This window comes from Lwoffella lincolnii (assembly GCF_037201985.1).
GTDB lineage: Bacteria > Pseudomonadota > Gammaproteobacteria > Pseudomonadales > Moraxellaceae > Psychrobacter > Psychrobacter lincolnii.
In genome coordinates this window covers 866,438-884,437 of record NZ_CP147511.1, presented here as the reverse complement: position 1 = coordinate 884,437, position 18,000 = coordinate 866,438, and the positions used below count along the sequence as shown (strand labels likewise).

Genomic DNA, 18,000 nt, shown 5'->3' with positions numbered 1-18,000 from the left:
GAGAACGAGCCGTTCCGCTTTAACTTCACCCAACGAGCCATTGGAATTGCCCTACAGCGACTCAAAATCACTCAAAAAAAGACATTGAAACACCCTAAAGCTGATGACACCAAACGTACAGCCTTTACTGAGCAACTTATCCAACACCAGCAAGCTAACCGACCCATTATCTACCTTGATGAAAGTGGCTTTAAATCCAATGAATATCGACCTTATGCCTACACACCGAAAGATCAAAAATGTTACTTGGGCTTGGGTTAAGCAAAAACGTAGGGACTGGTGATTAGGTTGTGTTGATTCGCTGTTCTTTTATTTTATGTGGATTTGTGCCATTTTTTAATTTTTTTTACCATATGATGGTATCATGATTAAGTTTGTAAAACAAAAAACCCTTGAGATTTAGTATTCTCAAGGGTTTTTAACTGATTTTAATTAAGTTTGATTTTCTTTAATTTTGATAGATGGTGGAGATGGCGGGAGTTGAACCCGCGTCCGCCAGCACTACGCTCATGATTCTACATGTTTAGGCTCTGTCTTTGGCTTTAACCCACACCGACCCGACAGTCAGGGTGGATAGGGCGATTTCCTAAATTTCGCCTAAGTCATCGGAACGCTAACTTAGACCATCCTTCGTACGTTCGCTTCTAGGAGAGCAACCAGACCAAAGGCAATCTGTGCCGTCCTAAGCAGCCCTTAAGCTACTAGAGCGTAAGTTTCGTCGTTTGCGACTATTTTAATATATGCTTGATTTACGAGAGGGCATACTCTCTCGACATGCCTCATTGAGTTTCATTACCAGCGTCGAAGCCAGAACATCCCCAAAGAACGACCTATTATACACCAGTTAATCTTATTTTACAAATTCTGTTTTACAGATGATAAAAAATCGACTCTGACGAGTCGATTTTTTACGATTTATGCTGCCATTTAATTATTCTACCATTTTGTCCTATTCGACATCAGCCACTTCTTCAGCAGTTTGGGGCAAAATATCACCATCTTCTGAAAGAATGGTTACCAAGATTTGGGCGGTGATGTCATGATGCAATTGGACAGTAACATGGTACTCACCCACTTGACGCAATGTGCCTTCTGGCAAGTTGATTTCAGAACGGTCAACTTCCAAGCCAGATTTGGTCAACGCATCAGCGATATCACGAGTGCCGATAGAGCCAAATAATTTGCCTTCTTCGCCAGTTTTGGCACGCATGATGACATTGACATCACGCAATGAGTCAGCACGCTTTTGGGCAGATGCCAGCTCTTCAGCTTCGATGGCTTCAAGCTCAGCACGACGTGCTTCAAATTTTTCAATATTGGCGGCAGTGGCAGGCAATGCCTTGCCTTGTGGTATAAGATAGTTACGTCCATAACCGGGTTTAACATCGACGGTGTCACCGAGTTTACCCAGGTTGACGATACGCTGTAATAAGATAACTTGCATGGGTCACTCCTAGTTAACTTGATAACAACCGATTACTGATGGTTATCGGTATAAGGTAGTAGGGCCAAATAGCGAGCCTGTTTGATGGCGGTGGCCAGTTGACGTTGATATTTGGTGGACGTACCTGTGATGCGACTGGGTACGATTTTGCCATTGTCCCCAATGTATTGCTTTAGTAAATCAACATCTTTATAGTCGATATGGGTGATGCCTTCAGCGGTAAAACGGCAAAATTTACGGCGGCGATAAAAACGTGCCATGAGCTTGCTCCTTATCCTTATTATTCTTCGTTGTCATCATGGTTGTCATCATCGCTGTCGTCATCGTCATTATCATGACGATTGTCGTTGCGACGGCTGGGCTTACGGGTGCGTCTTTCATCAGCACCTTTAGCCAAGGGTGACTCTTCGATGATGGCTTCATCACGACGCATGATCAAGCTACGAATAATGGCATCGTTATAGCGGAACAGCTCTTCAAGTTCTGCCAAAGTCTCGCCACCACATTCAATATTAAATAACACATAGTGTGCTTTGTGAATTTTGTTGATGGGATATGCCAGTTGACGGCGACCCCAATCTTCTAAACGATGTACAACGCCATCTTGCTCTTGTACCAGATTAACATAGCGTTCTACCATATTGGCACTTTGATCGCTTTGATCTGGGTGTATGATTAGCACCACTTCGTAATGTCTCATGATAGACTCCTTACGGTTTAGACAGCCGATGACCCTATGTCATTGGCAAGGAGATTATGACGGTCAGGCATCAGCCTTAAAATCATAAAGGCGACCATTATACAGATTTAACACTTGCTAAGCAAGATGATTCAAAATATTTGTTGTTAAGCTTTGTTGTTAAGTTGGGCATCATCAGCAATCATGACCACAGTTTTGGCTAATTTGTCATGCAGGCTTTGTTTTTGTTTGTCGATAATCATGATGATGAAGTCTGCCACCAATAACAACATGCCTATTATGGGAACAGAATAAGCGATGTTGGTCAGTACGGTTCTGATTAATAAGATATTGGTTACTGATGGTAAGCTTAAGCTGTTCTTATCTAAAATTCTAAGCCCAACTGCCATTTTGCCAAGTGTCTGTCCTTTTTTAATCAGCATTAGGGTCTGTACCACAAACACCGCCAGAATCATTAAAGCTGATATTGTCATGATATGGTTTGGTACGGATTCAACGATACTTTGTACGTGTGCTGAGGTCATGGGTTTGGATAACACATCCATGCCTGTGTGCATTAACAAGGGAAATATGGCGGCAATCATGATGAGTTGGTCAATCAAGACCGCTAAGATGCGTTTGCTGACAGACGCAAGTTGATTGGTTGGTGTGGTTTTGTTGTGATGATTGGTTTGTTGTTTTTGTTCGGTTAGGTATTCTTTGATGCTTGTGTCGCCAGTTGGCTGTTTTGTGTCGATTGGTTTTCTGCCATAAAGTTGCTCTACCGTTACCCGAGTTGGGTGGTTATCATTATTTGGATTGGCATTTGGGTTGGTTTGATTGGTTGGGTTGACTGGCGTTGTCATGGGCTGCATGACGGATTTTATGTTAGTGCGATAGCTTAGCTGGTTGCCTGTCATTTGTCCAACTGACTGCCATTTGTCCATGCCGTCATGCCACATCAAATCGGTGAGCAGTACTTCATTAGAAGCAAGCATGGCATTGAGTTGCTCTAAGGTGTAAGGACCTGCTTGTTGATTGTTACGGGCTAAATAGATTTGCATGACGCACCTTGCTGTTATTTGGACTTAAAATGGTCATATTGTAACTGCTTAAAGCAATTAAGGCAAAACAAGCCTGCTTTTTTTGCTGTTACAGAAAAAAAGCTGTCGCAACAAAAGAAGCAGGCTTAAAAATCACCAAACGTTTAGAGCATTGGTTTCGAGTGTCGACAATTCGAGTGTCGACAATCTGTTTTTTAGTTGACTTTCTCTCCAGCTAAGAAAAACCAAGTATCTAAGACAGAGTCTGGGTTCAATGACACAGAATTAATCCCCTGCTCCATTAACCAGTATGCCAAGTCTGGATGGTCAGATGGTCCTTGACCGCAGATGCCAACATATTTGTTTTGCTTGCGACAGGCTTGGATTGCCATAGACAATAGTTTTTTAACCGCCGCATCACGTTCATCAAACAGATGCGAGACGATGCCAGAATCACGGTCAAGCCCTAAGGTTAATTGAGTCAGGTCATTAGAGCCGATGGAGAAGCCATCAAAGTACTCAAGGTACTCATCTGCCAATAAGGCGTTGGTGGGTAATTCACACATCATGATGATTTCAAGACCATTGACACCACGTTTTAGCCCATTTTCTGCCAAAAGTTCGATGACTTGCTTGGCTTCTTTTGGTGTACGTACAAAGGGTATCATGATTTTTACATTGGTCAGTCCCATGTCATCACGAATGTATTTTAATGCACGGCATTCAAGCTCAAAACAATCACGAAAGTTTTCTGACACATAACGCCCTGCACCACGGAAGCCAAGCATGGGATTTTCTTCTGATGGTTCATAAAGTTTACCACCCACAAGGTTAGCATATTCGTTGGATTTAAAGTCTGACATACGCACAATCACAGGCTTGTCTTTAAATGCCACGGCAAGGGTGGATATGCCTTCAACCAATTTATCGACATAAAAATCTACAGGTGATGCGTACCCTGCGATGCGTTCATTAATGGCTTGAACAGTTTCACGAGGTAAGCTGTTCATGTTCAGCAATGCCTTTGGGTGTATGCCAATCATTCGATTGATGATGAATTCCAACCGTGCCAAACCCACGCCTTCGTTCGGAATTTGAGCAAAACCAAAGGCACGGTCAGGGTTACCCACGTTCATCATGATTTTAAATTGCAATTTGGGCATCGACTCAATCGAGTTACTTTGGACATTAAAGTCTAACAACCCTTCATAGATATACCCTGTGTCGCCTTCGGCACAAGATATGGTTGCTTCCATACCGTCATTTAACAATTCTGTGGCATTGCCACAACCAACCACCGCAGGCACACCCAATTCTCGGGCAATGATGGCAGCATGGCAAGTGCGTCCACCACGATTTGTTACGATGGCAGAAGCTCGCTTCATCACAGGTTCCCAATCTGGGTCAGTCATGTCAGAGACCAAAATATCACCCTCTTCGACTTTGTCCATTTCATGAATGCTGTTAACTATTCGCACTTTGCCTGAGCCGATACGCTGACCGATGGAACGACCCTCACAGATGACTTTGGCATCTTTTGAATGGATCACGTAACGCTCCATCATGTTGGTATTTTGACGACTTTTGACTGTTTCTGGACGGGCTTGGACAATGAATATTTTGCCACTGTCGCCATCTTTTGCCCATTCAATATCCATGGCATGACCATAGTGTTTCTCAATGATAAGGGCTTGTTTTGCCAATTCAATCAGCTCATCATTGTTTAGAGCAAACTGTTGACGATCTGCTTTATCCACATCAACGATGGTGGTGGATTTGCCTGTTGTGCCATCTTCTCCATAGACCATCTTTTTGTGTTTACTGCCTAAGTTACGACGCACTATCGCAGGTTTTCCCTCGATAAGTAACGGCTTAGAAACATAAAACTCATCAGGATTGACCGCCCCTTGTACCACCATTTCACCCAAGCCATAACTTGCGGTGATGAACACCACTTGGTCAAAGCCACTTTCGGTATCGATGCTAAACATCACACCAGATGCCCCTGTCTCAGAGCGTACCATACGTTGCACACCTGCTGACAATGCCACTCCCATATGCTCATATCCTTGATGCGCACGATAGGCAATTGCACGGTCATTATATAAAGAAGCAAAGACTTCTTTGATGGCAATCAGCACGTTATCAATACCACGAATGTTTAAAAACGTCTCTTGCTGACCTGCAAATGACGCATCTGGCAAATCTTCAGCAGTGGCAGATGAACGCACAGCAACGGCGATGTCTTCTCCTTCACTCATCTGTTCAAATGCTACTCGAATGTCTTCTTCAAGCTTGGCAGGTAGGGTTTGATTAATTATCCAACCACGGATTTTTTTGCCTGTTTCTGCCAATTGATGCACATCATTAACATCCAAGTTTTTAAGTTCAGCATTGATTTTATCGGTCAATCCTGTGTCTTGCAAAAACTGATTAAACGCTTCTGCGGTGGTGGCAAATCCACCCGGCACACTGACACCCAAATCGGATAAATGACTGATCATTTCACCCAAGGAAGCGTTTTTACCTCCGACTTTATCAATGTCATTTTTGCCAAGGTTACTTAAGTTAATGACGGTACTGAGTTGATTTGTTGCATTGCTCATCATAACACTCCATTCATAACAGCTGTATTTATAACAGCTTTATTCATAATCATTGTCATTCATAATAATTGTCATCACAACCATCATACATAACAACTTTTTGAAATGCGACCATTTAGAAGGCATTATAGTTGTGAGCATTATACTCCTAATAAATGCCAATTTCGACATCACTTGTAAAAAAAAAATTGAATTTTGAGCCAAAATGGCAAAAAATATGGCGTTGGCTGTTAAATGAATGGCTTTTTTAAGTACTCAACTTTTATAAGTACTCAACCAACTTTCTTTCTTAACTCAAGGCTGATTATGAAATTTTTGCATTATTGCGTATAATAGCCACAACAGCCCAAGCACCTTTAGAAGGTCGTTATCTAGGAATAAGCATGCAAGAATTTCAGCGACAACAAACCAGCCCCACTTACCAAAACCGCCATGCCTTGGAGAATTGTACTGACGGCAAAATTCGGGCGGCTTTTTTTATTTCTGATGGCACTGCCATCACCGCTGAAACTTTGGGGCGTTCGATATTAAGCCAGTTTGCTTCTGTGCCTTTTATCACCAAAGTCATTCCTTATGTGGATACCCCAGAGCGTGCCAATTTTGCTGTTGAGCAAATCAACACCGCTTATCAAGAGCATGGTCTGTTGCCATTGGTGTTTGATACCATTGTTAATGATGGTATCCGTGAAATCATTAACTCTGCCCAAGCGTGCAATTTGGACATGTATGAAGGCATCATCGGACGCATTGCTGAAGAGATCCAAGTTGCCCCAGATGATCAAGGTGGGCATGCTCATTCTAATGTGGATTCAGAGAATTACAAAGCTCGTATTGAAGCGGTGCATTTTTCGTTGGATAATGACGATGGGGCAAGAACTCGGCAATATCCAATGGCAGACATTATCTTGATTGGGGTGTCTCGCTCAGGCAAAACGCCCACTTCATTATATTTGGCGTTGCAATTTGGCATTCGTGCGGCAAACTATCCATTAACCGAAGAAGACCTACACGAGATTCAACTGCCAAACGCCATTAAGCCTTATAAAGATAAGCTGTTTGGTTTGGTGATTGATACCGAACGTTTGGCGGCGATACGCAACGAACGCCGTGCAGGCAGTCGCTATGCCAGCTATGCCCAATGTGAACAAGAGCAAAAAGCCATTCAAGCCATCTATGCCAGTTATGGTATCCCAAGCCTTGATGTGTCTGAAATGTCCATAGAAGAGATTGCCACTCGCATTCTGCAAATCACAGGACTTAAGCGACGCATCGGTTAATTGAATTGATAAACCATTAAAAAATAGTGGAATAATATGAAAAATTTACTGCACTTATCGACGTTACCAGCCATTGGCTTTTGTATGTCCATCACTTTGGCATTATCTGCGTGTCAAAGCAATCCTTTTACTCACCCACCCACTCCTGAGTCCAGATATGTGCCTGATTTGGTACTAGGCACAGCACAGACATTCAGCATCGCCTCTACTCGTCAAGCGTGCCAATCCATCTTGCCCATGCAGTGTTTGCTTGCAACCGATGCCAATGGTCAAACCTTTCAAATCCCTTATGATGGGATAGAAGATTTTATCCCTGTACAAGGTGTGAGCTATCGCATCAATGTACGCCCACTTATTGACCAAAATAATGGGCAAGCCGTTGGTAAATGGCAGTTGGTAGAAATCCTTGCTCAACACTAACATTTAGGTAATTTTATGGCTAAAAAAAATAAAGACGCACAAATGACCCCAACGTTGAGCAATGAAGCAATCAATGCTGAAGCCATCAGCACCAACAAAAATGACAACACAGACAAACAATCAAACAAACAATCATCAGCTCAAACAGGCGATAAAGTGAACGACAAAGCCCAACACCCAGATTTAATCAGCCCTTTAGACAGTCATCGCATTCACATCGAATCAGGTTTTACTCGTGATTCACAACGTCTCAAAAACGGCAAACACCCATTTGACTATGATGCGGTGGTTTTGGGGGCTGGACCTGCTGGAGAAGCCGCTGCCATGAAACTTGCCAAATCTGGCAAAAAAGTTGCTGTCATTGACCCCCGTGAGCAAGTGGGTGGCAACTGCACCCATGTTGGCACAATCCCCAGTAAGGCATTGCGTCAAAGTGTGTTTAACATCATTAATTTTCGCCGTGACCCTTTGTTTAATCAAGGCATGGAATATCAACAAGTTCCGCTCAATCGTGTGCTTGCCAACGCTCGTCAAGTCATTCGCCGTCAGGTCAATACCCATGCCAGATTTTATGAACGCAATCAAATTGACGTCATTCAAGGTTGGGCAAGCTTTATGGATAAGCATACCTTAAAAATTGAACTTAATGACAATATGGGTGAGGATACCCTCACTTTTCATCAAGCCATTATTACCGTTGGCTCAAGACCTTATCGCCCAGATATTTTAGACTTTGACCACCCTAGGGTATTTGACTCTGACAAAATTTTGCAAATGGATTATGTCGTCAAAAAAATCATCATCTATGGTGCAGGCGTCATTGGTTGTGAATATGCGTCCATATTCACAGGCTTGGGTTATAAAGTGGATTTGATTAACAATAAAGATCAACTACTGAGCTATTTAGACAGTGAAATCAGTGATGCGTTATCGCACGACTTCCGTCAATTTGGCGTTCTTATTAGACATAATGAAGAAATCGATCACCTAGAAACCCATGATGACTGTGTGATTTTGCACCTAAAAAGTGGCAAAAAAATCAAGTCTGATGCCATTCTTTGGTCAAATGGTCGTTCAGGCAATACAGACGGATTAAATCTAGATGCCATTGGTCTAAAAGCAAATAGCCGTGGACAATTAACCGTTGATGAACATTATCGCACTGATATTGAAAATATCTATGCAGCAGGTGATGTCATTGGCTGGCCATCATTGGCATCTGCGGCTTATGACCAAGGTCGCTGTGCCGCCGCCTTTATGGTTGGTGATAAAGATGCTGAACCTGTTTCATCTGTACCAACGGGAATCTACACCATTCCAGAAATATCCAGTATTGGCAAAACCGAACAAGAACTGACTGATGAAAAAGTACCTTATGAAGTGGGGCAAGCATTCTTTAAAGACTTAGCCAGAGCTCAGATTATCGGTGAACGCACAGGGGTGTTAAAAATTCTTTTCCATCGTGAGACGTTACAGATTTTGGGCATTCATTGCTATGGTAACCATGCTTCTGAAATCATTCACATTGGGCAGGCGGTGATGAAATGTAACAACACCTTGGAATATTTTGTCAACACCACCTTTAACTACCCCACCATGGCAGAAGCCTATCGAGTGGCGGCACTTAATGGGTTAAATCGAGTTTTTTAAGCCAATAAGCAACCAGCCACAAGATGACACACAAATTAAGCGTTTAAATCACTTCGGTCATTTGACATACTCCCACCACCAAACCTAGCGGTTATGATGGGGGAATCTTTGCGACCCATAGCAACCTAAGTTGCTACCTTTCGTCATGCCACTATCGCTGAATAGTATCAGCATGAGGGAACTCTTTACACAATAGCAAGTCCTGCCACATCAGCTAATGCTTGCTTTTTATGGTTCTTTACCATGTTTTTTACACCTAAATCTTCAATTGCATGACTGGTAGCTTGGTTTTCGCAAATCAGCTTATGCATGACTTTATGGTGTTTATGGTGTAAGTCTAAGCGCTGGTTGCGTACTTTTTCATGAATACGAGCAACAGCTAACTTTTTGAAATATGGGTATAATTTAGCATCATTTTTATTTAAGTGTCAATTATAAATAATCAACTAATAGCAAAGTTTTACTACAAGCCTGTACTTTGGACTGGGGCATATTGTTTGCTGACGACTGGCGGTGTTACGATTAATACCATTAGATAGTACATCGAAAAACAATAACGCCCTGATTAGGTCGCCTGTGCTTACATCTCCACCTAAATCAAGGATTATAGGTGGAGAATTACGCACGATGAGTTAAACGCTTTTTTATATCAAATCGACAATCATTTAAATTCAGCAAAATATGCCCTAACCGCTGCCGTGCATGCAGGAGCAACCAGCGTTGAGTGATAGCCAGATTTTAATAAAATCGTGCTTTGTTTCGCCAGTTTGCCGTAACTGTCAGCAAACTTAGCTTGTACATCTTGTTGAGCAGTTTTTAAGGTGGTTTGATGTTCATTGCCATTACCAATAAAACTCAGCGTTGGCTGTTGTCGGTTACTGGCATTGGTGGCATCGACATCTAAAATACTGATGTCTAACTTAACATCATTTGCTTTACCATTAGCAATGGACGTTAAGACTTTGTTCATGCTACCTGTGTTGGTATCAAAAAATACCATGGGGTCTTGATTGCCACCACAAAACAATGTGGGCATCGTTGGAATAAAGTTGCGTAGGTCATTGGCTTTTAAAGCTTGACGCATGGGTGATTTTGGATCAGCCGCTGGCATGGGCATGTTATCCCCATTTGCCAAACCTAACATAATGCCATCTGGATTTTTTATGGCATCAGCAACGTATTTGGCCCGAAAATCGGTATTGACCAGATAATCATCGGCACTAAAGCCATAAGCAAAGCGGGCATCTTTTGGCGACAAACCTTGCAACACAGGATAACCGACAGGATTTTGTTCAAATAAAGCGGTCATTGGCAATGCCTCAGATAAAAACAGCTCGTTAAAGCCTTTTTTCCCCGGTATCAACGTCTCGATACTGTTGGCATATTTGCCAGTGATAAGTTCACTTGGCTGGTTATATAAATTGCCATATTGTTTTTGGTAGCTGATGGCAATCATAGGAGCGAATACCGTCGCACCAATATTAATCGCACCCATAAATATCTGGTCACCAAAGGCCGCCATGGCATAAGGACCTGACATGGGAGCAAGGGCAGTGACTGGCTCACCTTTTAGCTGCAAATATTGGGCAGTGGCTAAAGCGGTATGACCACCTTGCGAATAACCTGAGATAAACAACTTACCTGAATCTTTGATTGCTTGACTGGTGGTTTTCAGTTTGATTGCTGCTCTGGCAGAAGCAAGGGCAGTGGCCATTTCATGCGATTGTTGTTTGGCATTCAGATAAGGGGTGTAGGTCAGGGGTGATGTGTCGTAGCCAGCATAATTCGGAGCAACAACGACATAGCCTTGAGCAGCAAAATTGGCAGCGATGTTTGTTGCTCTGACTCCAGCTTCATTATCAACATGACCAACTTGGGTAAAATCATACGCTTTGGTTACTGCTGTACCGTGAGCATAAAGCAAAATAGGACGCTCGCCACCACAGTCTGCAACATTATTCCCAGCAGGCAACATCACCGCAGCGGTGGCGGTGGTTGGCTCACCCCCTGCCCCAACGGTACGATAGGTGATTTTATCAATTTGCACATCACACTTAGCGATTGGTGTGAGACTGGCTGCATAAGGGTCAATTTTACCCAGCATCTGATCAAGCTCTGTTGCTTTTATTTGTTTAATTGGCTGTGGCTTATCGATTAAAGTGGATATCAAGGCAGTATCAGGTGGTGCTTTGGTGGCTTTGTTAAAGGTGGCTTGACTGTCTTCACCACAAGCGGTGAGTAATATGCTGCCTATGGCAATGACCAGTGGACATAGACAACGCTTATTTCTTACCATTATGATGGTGTTTATCGGGTTCATGATAACTTCCTTGTCAGGGCAACTTAATCAGGGTAATTTAGTCAGAGTAACTTAGTCAAAACAACTTGCAAAATTAAAATCGGTACATTTGTTAACTTTATATTACAACTAATGTCATGTCAATGAATGTCATATCAATTAAGTAGCCATTAATGTATCTGCCATCAATGATACAAGTTAAGATGATTTTATAAAGTTAAGATGGTTTATTTCCTAAAGTTTTGTCAGTTCATCATTGCGTTATGGCAAATAAGACCGTATAATCAAAACATGTATCTAATATACATGTTTTACTTTTTGACAACCCATGTTTGACAATCCAAAGGATATTTTTATGAGCCAACAAGACAATCAAAACAATCAAGCCACTGAGCAAGATAACCAAACTGCCATTCAAAATGAGCAAAACACTGACAAACAACCACCAAAGGTTGAAGAAGCCAATAGTTGTTGCGGTGGCTGTGGCGGTGGTGGTCATTAATTAGGGTGTATCCCTAATTTGGCACAACAGGGCTTCATGAACTAAATTTTCATGGACTAAACATGATGGTCAAGGTCATGCCTTGACCATTTTTTATGCGATAAGCTTTATGTGTTGGGTTTGATATGTTGAGTTTTATGTCATGAACTTTTATATGATGGTGATTTAGCCATTTACCCAACTATTTGCTACAATATGGCAATTTTTTAAGACAACCGTTTTTATCCTTATATTGAGAGTTAATATCATGGGCTTTAATTGTGGCATTGTTGGACTGCCAAATGTTGGCAAATCTACCCTTTTTAACGCATTAACCAAGGCAGGTATTGCCGCTGAAAACTTCCCTTTTTGCACCAAAGACCCTAATACAGGCATTGTGCCTGTCCCTGACCCACGCCTTGATAAGTTAGCAGTCATCGTCAACCCTGAACGAGTACTGCCAACCACAATGGAGTTTGTTGACATTGCAGGTTTGGTGGCTGGAGCATCAAAAGGCGAAGGCATGGGCAATCAGTTTTTAGCAAACATTCGTGAGACTGATGCCATAGCCCATGTGGTGCGATGCTTTGATAATGACAATGTGGTGCATGTAGATGGGCGAGTCAGTCCCATTGATGACATCGAAACCATTAATACCGAGCTGTCATTGGCAGACCTAGAGGCGGTGAGCCGTGCGATGACCAACTTAGGCAAAAAAGCCAAAGGCGGTGATAAAGATGCCAAAGCAATGTTGGCTGTGTTTGAGAAGATTGAGCCGTTTGTGAGTGAAGGCAAGCCTGCACGCATGGCAAACTTAGATGATGATGAAAAAAAGCTCATCAAAAGCTATGGGCTTATCACCCTAAAGCCTGTGATGTACATTGCCAACGTCAATGAAGATGGCTTTGATAACAACCCATATTTAGATGCGGTCAATGATTATGCTAAAAACGAAGATGCCATTGTCATTCCTTTATGCAACCAAATAGAAGCCGAAATCGCTCAATTAGATGATGAAGATAAGGCAGATTTTTTGGAGGGTTTGGGGTTAACAGAGCCTGGGCTAAACCGAGTCATTCGTGGCGGTTATCAGCTCTTGAACATGCAGACGTATTTTACCGCTGGAGTCAAAGAAGTGAGAGCATGGACAGTCAAAGTGGGGGCAACTGCTCCTGAAGCAGCTGGGGTGATTCATACTGACTTTGAAAAAGGCTTTATCCGTGCTGAAGTCATCAGTTATGACGATTTTATCGAATACGGTGGTGAAAAAGGGGCCGCCGCCGCAGGTAAATCTCGCTTAGAAGGCAAAACCTATGTCGTGCAAGATGGCGATGTGATGCACTTTCGTTTTAATGTGTGATGATATTAATGTGTGATGATGACAACCCATGGTTAATCTATCCGTACACAGCTCTGATTTGGTCAGTCAAGAAGTACTGACACGCCATTACGCCATAGAGCGGATTACCCATGTTGTACAAACAGCATGGGGGCATGTTTTGTCTTCTGTATTGCCTTGTGTGCCATCTGATGCACCATTGACCCCATTACCAACCGATACCAAGCATTTATCGGCTTTAAAGTTGCCTTATTATCCAACAATTAAGTGGGATAAATTTGTCCGTGATGATGAAAAACTTGGTCATCAAAAACATGGCGATAAACAAATCGCCATTGATTTATACATTACCGATTTTAATGAAGCAAGAGAACTTAACCAAAAAAGTCGGGGTAAAGATTATCCAACCAACATTTTATCCTACCCCAGCGACTTACCCCAAGCCGTGCAAGAACTGATGGAAGAATTGCCACTGGGTGAATTGGTTGTTTGTCATGATGTCATTGACCGCCAAGCTCAAGAACAAGGCAAAACGGTAGATGACCATTTGACCCATTTGTTGGTACACGGTTTATTGCACTTGTTGGGCTTTGACCATGAGCTTGGACAGTATGAACAAGAGCAAATGGAGAACTTGGAAATTGAGATTTTGGCACGCCTAAATGTTGCCAACCCTTATGAGAATGATTAAAGGGGAGTGGTTGAAGTTAATCTGTAAGATACATTAACAATTTTTTGCAAATCATCACTGGCAGTCTTACCCCATTTTGCGATATTGTTTTGATGATTCAAGACATACGCTGTCCAATGTTTTGTTTTTATTTTCACAGTTTTTATTTTTACAAACACCTAATCGGAGTGATTATGAAATTATCACAACAGCTATCATACAAACTGGCATTCACTGGCTTACTTGCTGTTATCATGACAGGATGTGCCAGCAGTCCTTATCACACCTATGACAACACCAAAACTGGTGCGTTGGTTGGTGCAACCATCGGTGCCTTGGCTCAAAGTGGTGGTAATCGTGAAGACATCGCCAAAGGGTTGGCGGTGGGTGCTGCTGCTGGGGCTGGAGCAGGCTATGCTGCTGACCGTGCAGGTTATTAAAACAGTTTTTTTTAATTAAAACAGTTTTTTATTAATTTTTACCAATTTGATGGCGGATTGCCAATAAGATACAAAATCTTAAGATACAAGATGTCATGCCACAATCCGCCACAACACCACCATCAATGCCAACAGATAAAATATTGGGGCGAACCAACCAATCTGTAGGGCAATGGCAACACACATCACAAACCCTGCTAAAGCTTGCCAGTCTTTGCGACGGTCATTGAGCATATCGGCACGGATTTTTTGGATTTCTCTTAATTGCAAATCTTGTCGACTGCCATGACTGGCAAGACTTTGTAGGCTTCTATCTAATAGCTTAGGCAAGTCATTAGCAGACAGCAATAGGGCTGGTAACTGCTCTTTGATTTGCTGTAGGTTACGTACTGGGTCTAGTTGCTCTTTAACCCAAGCTGTCAAAATCGGCTTAGCTAATGACCAGATGTCTAGCTCTGGATATAAATCCCTGCCCAAGCCTTCCACATGCACCAATGTCTTTAACAACAGCATTAATTGTGGCGGAATGGTCATATGATGGCGGCGAGCGATGTCTAAGACTTGCATCAACACGCCAGCAAAGTCAATCTCATTAATGGGCTTTTGTACCATGGGGGCAACGGTGCGTCGCATGTCTCGCATTAGAGCGTGTTTATTGGTATTGGGGGGTATCCAACCTGCCCGATAAATGATGTCCACCAAACCAACAAAATTGCTGTTCATCACTGCCAAAAGCATTCTGGCAACCACCATTTGGTCAGTGGCAGACAGCTCACCCATGATGGCACAGTCAAGCCCAATATAGCGAGGGGTCGCCCCTTGAGCGATGTCTTGCTCTGACAATATTTCCACAAACACATTGCCAGGGTGCATGTCAGCATGAAAGAAGTTATCACGGAATACTTGAGTGAAGAATATGGTCAGACCCATTTTGGCTAAAACAGCTCGGTCATAACCCAATTCGTCAAAGACATGCGTTTGTGAGATGGGCACACCGTTAATGCGTTCCATCACCATCACCTGCGGGGTGGCAGCATAAACTTCTGGTACGTACATCATCTCAGAGCCTAAGAAGTTATGTCGCATCTTGCTGGTGTTGGCAGATTCTAAGGTCAAATCCAGTTCATTGAGCATGACTTGCCGATAATCTTCAACGATGTCTATTAAATGCACGGCACGAGCCGCTTCGATGCGAGCCGATGCCCATTGTGCCAAGTCTCTTAGTAACTCAAAATCTTGTATGATGCGGGTCTGAATGTCAGGTCTGGTTATTTTGACCACCACTTCTCTTCCGTCTGCTAGGGCGGCGGTATGGACTTGTGCGATGGAAGCGGCTGCCAAAGGCGTGCAATCAAAACGAGCAAATAACGCATCAATGGGCGCACCCAAACCATTTTTGCTGTCTTCAATCTGAGCGATGGCAATGTCACTGGCAAAGGGTTTAACTTGGTCTTGTAACAACACCAGCTGTTCAATGATGTCTGGGCTGACCAAATCTCGACGGGTAGAGAGCAGTTGACCCAGTTTTAAAAACAGCGTTCCCATGTCTTCTAAGGCGTATTTGACCCCAAGTGGTTGGTGCTTTTTACCCCATGCAGCAGGGTGTTTACGGATAAGTTTGGCAATGGGTTGCAGTTGTGGGGTGTCTTGAACTGGCAAATGGGTATCTAAGCGATATTTGGCAGCAATGCCCCAAATCTCAAATAGGCGTTTGCGGTGAGAAAAAAGCATGGCAAGGGCAGACCTATGATGGCGTTATGATAAACAATAAACAATATGGCTGTTTAACAGGACTTATTTTAACTGAATTTCATTTTTAATTGGGTTTTATCACCTGCTGGTGCTGTTGTGCTTTGATGGCATCGAGTTTGGCTTGTTCACGCTCAACATCGGCACGCAATCTTAATAGCTGTTGCTGTAAGTCATTGACTTCTTCACGCAAATCAGGATCTTCGCTGTTACCTGCCACTTGGTTTGCCCAGTCAGTGGCATCATAAAAGGCTTGTTTGGCAGTGTGCGACCAGTTACCGCTTAGCTGTTTAATCAGCAAGGTCAATTGACTGGCTAACGGCACCCCAATCAATGGTTCTAGCTGGGCGGCAATATCAGGGTTAAATCCTGCCATGAGCTGACGCACCTGCATCAATATCTTGTAATCTCCAGAGATGGGCAGATTGCCTTCAGGATTTTTTAATAAATTCATCAATTCTAATGGGTTGGCAACGCTGATGATGCAGTCAGGTTGGTTCACAACTCTGGTCTTATTTGCTGTACTGCTGTCGGCTTGATACAGAGTTGTTTGGTAACCATCAATGTCATCAGTGGTTAGGTTTTGATGCTTTTTATCGACTTGATTGGCTAAATTGTCAGTATGAGCGTGGTTTTGTCTAAAGCCACTGGCATTGTTAGGGTAACTGGCATTGTTAGGGTAATTTGCATTGCTTTCAAACACATCACTTGAGCTGACGGGTTCAAAACGAATGTGGTCGTTATTGAACAACACATCTAATTTTAAGCCAGGGTTGCTCATATCCAAACGCAAACTTTTGCCTGATAATGGCATCAGACCAGCTTGGGTGATTTTATCGCTACTGATGGCAAAGTTAACCAGTTTTTCTACCCCTGCCAATAATAAAGTCATCATCATGGTGCTTATCCTTATATTGGTTATTTTATTCGTTATTTATTCATCATTGCATGTTCATCATTGTGATTTGCTGTGACTGTTAAACGTAACGTCATGCTTTAAAACCACGATGTACCGCCACGATGCCACCAGTTAAATTATGAAAATCACAATTCACAAAACCTGCTTGGCTCATCATTTGCTTTAAGGTCTGTTGGTCAGGGTGCATGCGAATGGACTCAGCCAAATATTGATAGCTGTCAGCATCACCTGCCACGATTTTGCCCATCAGCGGTAAGGCGGTAAACGAATATAAATCATACGCCTTAGATAATGGCTCAAAGACAGGTTTAGAAAACTCAAGCACCAACAATCGCCCACCAGGCTTGAGTACTCGATACATGCTACGCAAAGCCGCATCTTTGTCAGTCACATTACGCAATCCAAAACTAATGGTCACCAAATCAAAACTGTCATCAGCAAAAGGAGATAAATCTTCAGCATTGGCAAGGACAAAATCCACATTGGCACAACCAGCGTTGATGAGTCGTTCACGTCCCACTTCCAACATGGCAGGGTTAATATCAGAGAGTATGACTTTGCCTGTGCGTCCCACTTCACGGCTAAACACCTTTGCTAAGTCGCCTGTGCCACCTGCAATGTCAAGTACTTGCTGACCTGCTCGCACCCCTGTTAGGCTAATGGCATAGCGTTTCCATAAACGATGAATGCCAAAAGACATCAAATCATTCATCACATCATACTTTTTGGCAACGGACGTAAACACGTCAGCCACACGGGCTTGCTTTTCACTTTTACGCACCGTTTGATAACCAAAGTGAGTCATGTCTTCATCATTCAAATATGGGTTTAAAGATTGGTACGTTGGGAATGAAAAATCATGAATCATTTGCTCATTAAGCATGGCTCTGGACTGTTGTTGCCCTTGCGGTGTGCCTTGGGGCAGGGTTTCTTGATTAAAATGTTGATTAAAATGATTGGCATCGACAGATTGACGTTCTTGGG

Annotated in this window: 16 protein-coding genes and 1 other RNA gene; 7 read left to right on the top strand and 10 right to left on the bottom strand. The window is 42.8% G+C overall.

The features are described from left to right. Positions 1-462: 462 nt before the first annotated feature. The 6 genes from ssrA to ppsA form a co-directional block, all read right to left on the bottom strand. Positions 463-820, bottom strand: a transfer-messenger RNA (tmRNA) gene (ssrA, locus tag WDM69_RS04020). A gap of 129 nt (positions 821-949) precedes the next feature. Beyond that, a complete protein-coding gene (rplI, locus tag WDM69_RS04015; protein WP_078306524.1) occupies positions 950-1,444 on the bottom strand; it encodes a 50S ribosomal protein L9 in 495 nt (164 codons plus the stop codon). Positions 1,445-1,476: 32 nt separating this feature from the next. Then, positions 1,477-1,704, bottom strand: a complete 228-nt coding sequence (rpsR, locus tag WDM69_RS04010; RefSeq protein ID WP_078306523.1) for a 30S ribosomal protein S18 — start codon at positions 1,702-1,704, stop codon at positions 1,477-1,479. A 20-nt stretch (positions 1,705-1,724) separates the two neighbouring features. Next, positions 1,725-2,144 carry a 30S ribosomal protein S6 gene (rpsF, locus tag WDM69_RS04005; protein WP_078306522.1) on the bottom strand — a complete coding sequence of 140 codons (420 nt, stop codon included), beginning with the start codon at positions 2,142-2,144 and terminating at the stop codon, positions 1,725-1,727. 146 nt (positions 2,145-2,290) lie between these two features. Then, positions 2,291-3,187 (bottom strand): RDD family protein, encoded by an 897-nt coding sequence (locus tag WDM69_RS04000; protein WP_078306521.1) that lies wholly within the window; start codon positions 3,185-3,187, stop codon positions 2,291-2,293. A gap of 194 nt (positions 3,188-3,381) precedes the next feature. After that, the gene (gene ppsA / locus WDM69_RS03995; protein WP_078306520.1) at positions 3,382-5,772 is read right to left on the bottom strand and encodes a phosphoenolpyruvate synthase; all 2,391 of its coding nucleotides are present in this window, start codon (positions 5,770-5,772) and stop codon (positions 3,382-3,384) included. A gap of 383 nt (positions 5,773-6,155) precedes the next feature. On the opposite strand from ppsA, the gene ppsR reads away from it, so the two are divergent. Genes ppsR through sthA form a run of 3 tightly spaced genes read left to right on the top strand, consistent with a single transcriptional unit; the run spans position 6,156 to position 9,119 of the window. Beyond that, a complete protein-coding gene (gene ppsR, locus WDM69_RS03990; protein WP_078306519.1) occupies positions 6,156-7,049 on the top strand; it encodes a posphoenolpyruvate synthetase regulatory kinase/phosphorylase PpsR in 894 nt (297 codons plus the stop codon). 36 nt (positions 7,050-7,085) lie between these two features. Then, positions 7,086-7,469, top strand: coding sequence for a DUF4377 domain-containing protein (locus WDM69_RS03985; RefSeq protein WP_078306518.1), 384 nt, complete (start codon positions 7,086-7,088; stop codon positions 7,467-7,469). Between the two features lie 15 nt (positions 7,470-7,484). Further along, positions 7,485-9,119: a Si-specific NAD(P)(+) transhydrogenase gene (gene sthA, locus WDM69_RS03980; protein ID WP_422393264.1), complete on the top strand. Its 1,635-nt coding sequence runs from the start codon at positions 7,485-7,487 to the stop codon at positions 9,117-9,119. Between the two features lie 661 nt (positions 9,120-9,780). Here the strand turns inward: sthA and WDM69_RS03975 are convergent. Beyond that, positions 9,781-11,439 carry an alpha/beta hydrolase family protein gene (locus WDM69_RS03975; protein WP_338755743.1) on the bottom strand — a complete coding sequence of 553 codons (1,659 nt, stop codon included), beginning with the start codon at positions 11,437-11,439 and terminating at the stop codon, positions 9,781-9,783. 334 nt (positions 11,440-11,773) lie between these two features. Here WDM69_RS03975 and WDM69_RS03970 point away from each other — a divergent pair, with 334 nt between their 5' ends. From WDM69_RS03970 to WDM69_RS03955, 4 genes are all read left to right on the top strand, one after another. Continuing rightward, the gene (locus WDM69_RS03970) at positions 11,774-11,920 is read left to right on the top strand and encodes a hypothetical protein (RefSeq protein ID WP_338755742.1); all 147 of its coding nucleotides are present in this window, start codon (positions 11,774-11,776) and stop codon (positions 11,918-11,920) included. Between the two features lie 247 nt (positions 11,921-12,167). After that, a complete protein-coding gene (ychF, locus tag WDM69_RS03965; protein WP_078306516.1) occupies positions 12,168-13,259 on the top strand; it encodes a redox-regulated ATPase YchF in 1,092 nt (363 codons plus the stop codon). Positions 13,260-13,287: 28 nt separating this feature from the next. Beyond that, positions 13,288-13,929, top strand: a complete 642-nt coding sequence (gene ybeY, locus WDM69_RS03960) for an rRNA maturation RNase YbeY (RefSeq protein WP_338755741.1) — start codon at positions 13,288-13,290, stop codon at positions 13,927-13,929. A 173-nt stretch (positions 13,930-14,102) separates the two neighbouring features. Then, positions 14,103-14,348 carry a hypothetical protein gene (locus WDM69_RS03955; RefSeq protein ID WP_338755740.1) on the top strand — a complete coding sequence of 82 codons (246 nt, stop codon included), beginning with the start codon at positions 14,103-14,105 and terminating at the stop codon, positions 14,346-14,348. 93 nt (positions 14,349-14,441) lie between these two features. Here WDM69_RS03955 and WDM69_RS03950 read toward each other — a convergent pair whose 3' ends face one another. The 3 genes from WDM69_RS03950 to ubiE all read right to left on the bottom strand — a co-directional run bounded on the left by WDM69_RS03950 (position 14,442) and on the right by ubiE (position 17,884). Beyond that, complete coding sequence (locus tag WDM69_RS03950) at positions 14,442-16,079, bottom strand: ABC1 kinase family protein (RefSeq protein WP_338755739.1); 1,638 nt, start codon at positions 16,077-16,079, stop codon at positions 14,442-14,444. A gap of 85 nt (positions 16,080-16,164) precedes the next feature. Next, positions 16,165-16,995 carry a ubiquinone biosynthesis accessory factor UbiJ gene (locus tag WDM69_RS03945; protein WP_338755738.1) on the bottom strand — a complete coding sequence of 277 codons (831 nt, stop codon included), beginning with the start codon at positions 16,993-16,995 and terminating at the stop codon, positions 16,165-16,167. Positions 16,996-17,086: 91 nt separating this feature from the next. Further along, positions 17,087-17,884 (bottom strand): bifunctional demethylmenaquinone methyltransferase/2-methoxy-6-polyprenyl-1,4-benzoquinol methylase UbiE, encoded by a 798-nt coding sequence (gene ubiE / locus WDM69_RS03940; RefSeq protein WP_240494857.1) that lies wholly within the window; start codon positions 17,882-17,884, stop codon positions 17,087-17,089. Positions 17,885-18,000: the final 116 nt, after the last annotated feature.